Origin of the sequence: Collinsella sp. AM10-26 (assembly GCF_003472525.1) — a bacterium.
Taxonomy (GTDB): domain Bacteria; phylum Actinomycetota; class Coriobacteriia; order Coriobacteriales; family Coriobacteriaceae; genus Collinsella.
Genome location: NZ_QRMC01000018.1, coordinates 1 through 2,075, shown reverse-complemented (window position 1 = coordinate 2,075; position 2,075 = coordinate 1). Strand labels below are relative to the sequence as shown.

Below are 2,075 nucleotides of genomic sequence, written 5' to 3'. Positions count from 1 at the left end.
GCCAGACCGGAGGGGCCCCGGGGGCGGGAATCTGGGCGTACACATTTCCTACACAGTTTGGGATTCTCAGCTGTATTTACCAGTAATATAGAGGGGACCTCGTTTCCGAGATCCCCTCCTCCGTCTATCTATAGAAATAGGCTTTCAAAGCCTTAGGCCAATAGTTTGCGACCGGACTCCTCAATCGCGTCAAGTGCTGCATCAGCCTCGGCGGCATCCGCGCCCTTTGCGAAGATGTACAGCTTAATCTTGGGCTCGGTGCCGGAAGGACGAACAATACCCTTGTTACCACCCTCAAGATCGAACTCAATGACGTTAGCCTTCGGCAGGCCGTTCACGCAGGTATTGTAATCCACGACGGCCTCAATCTTGGAACCGGCGAGCTCCACGGGCGGGTTCTCGCGCAGACCAGCCATGATGCCGGCCATCTTTACCGCACCCTCAGCGCCCGGATAGCTCAGCGAAATCGTCTTGTTGTGATAGTAGCCATACTTCTCGTACAGATCGTGCATCGCATCGGCGAGGTTCTTGCCCTGGAGCTTGTAATACTGCGCCATCTGGCAAATCAGAAGCGAAGTGCTCACGGCGTCCTTGTCGCGCACGTGGTCGCCGGCCAGATAGCCGTAGCTCTCCTCAAAACCGAAGATAAAGCGATCGACCTCGCCAGCATCGGAAAGAGAAGTAATGATGTCGCCGATGTACTTGAAGCCCGTCAGGCAGCGGCGGAGCTCAAAACCGTACTCGTCGGCCAAAGCGTCAACCATGGCGGAAGAAACGATAGTAGTAACGGCAACCTTATTAGTGAGGTCCTCACCGCGGGCAGCACGGGTCTTGCAGATATAGTCGAGCAGCAGAACGCCCATCTCATTGCCGGTCAGCAGCAGATAGTCATCGCCATTCTTAACGGCAACGCCAACACGGTCGGCGTCAGGATCGGTTGCAAGCAGCAGATCGGGGTGAACCTGCTCGCACAGGTCGATGCCCTTCTGCATGGCCTGACGGATCTCGGGGTTAGGATACGGGCAGGTCGGGAAATCGCCGTTAGGCTCCTTCTGCTCGGGAACAACCGTGACATCGGTGATGCCAGCACGCTCGAGCACCGTCGTGACGGGAATGAGGCCGGTACCATTCAACGGCGTATAGACAAGCTTGAGCGGTGCGCCGGCAATCTCCTCGGCAGAAAGATTCGTAACGCCGCGCGCGAGTACGGCGTCGTAATAACGCTCGAGGCACGAATCATCGATCCATTTGACCAGACCCTGCTCAAGAGCCTCATCGAAGTCCATGGACTTCACTCCGGTGAACGTATCAGTCTCGGCGATGGCCTTAGAAATTGCATCGGCGGCCTCGCTGGTTATCTGGCAGCCGTCGGGGCCATAGGCCTTATAGCCGTTATACGGCGCCGGGTTATGACTAGCGGTCATGCAAATGCCACCGGAACACTTAAGATCACGAACAGCCCAGGAAAGCGTCGGCACAGGAGAAATCTTGGGATACACAAGGGCAGTCACACCGTTTGCTGCAAGAATGGCAGCCGTCGTCTTAACGAACAGCTCACCTTTATTGCGGCTATCGCGAGCGATGGCGACCGTCGGATGCTCGAAGGTCGCATTGAGGTAGTCAGCGAATCCCTGGGTCGCACGACCGACCGTATAGATATTCATACGGTTAGTGCCTGCACCGATAGTGCCGCGAAGACCAGCAGTGCCGAAGGCGAGATCCTGGAAGAAAGCGTCGGTGATGGCGTCCTCATCACCCTGCTCCTTCATCGTGTTGAGCTCAGCGAGGAGCTCCTCATCCTTGACATTGGCAATCCAAGTATCAAGCAGCTCATGAACATCTGCCATGTGAGTCCTTCCGTCACAATCAATAAAACGACCCGTGTGAAACAGGACAAGCGCGTCAGTGCGCTAAAGCAAATATTAGTCCATTGAGAACAGAGAACCGACCACAGAACGGTGAACGTCTATATTAAGCGGTGGATGATTAAATTGATTTAATTGCATAAGGAATGTTGCCCATTAACGCAAAAAAGGGGGAGGCCGCGAGGCCTCCCCCTTCTCCATTTCCTCTGA

Annotated in this window: 1 protein-coding gene; it reads right to left on the bottom strand. The window is 55.2% G+C overall.

The window, feature by feature from the left end; translation table 11 throughout:
* Nucleotides 1-152: 152 nt before the first annotated feature.
* Nucleotides 153-1,847 (bottom strand): phospho-sugar mutase, encoded by a 1,695-nt coding sequence (locus DW123_RS09430; protein ID WP_117744005.1) that lies wholly within the window; start codon nucleotides 1,845-1,847, stop codon nucleotides 153-155.
* Nucleotides 1,848-2,075 lie beyond the last annotated feature (228 nt).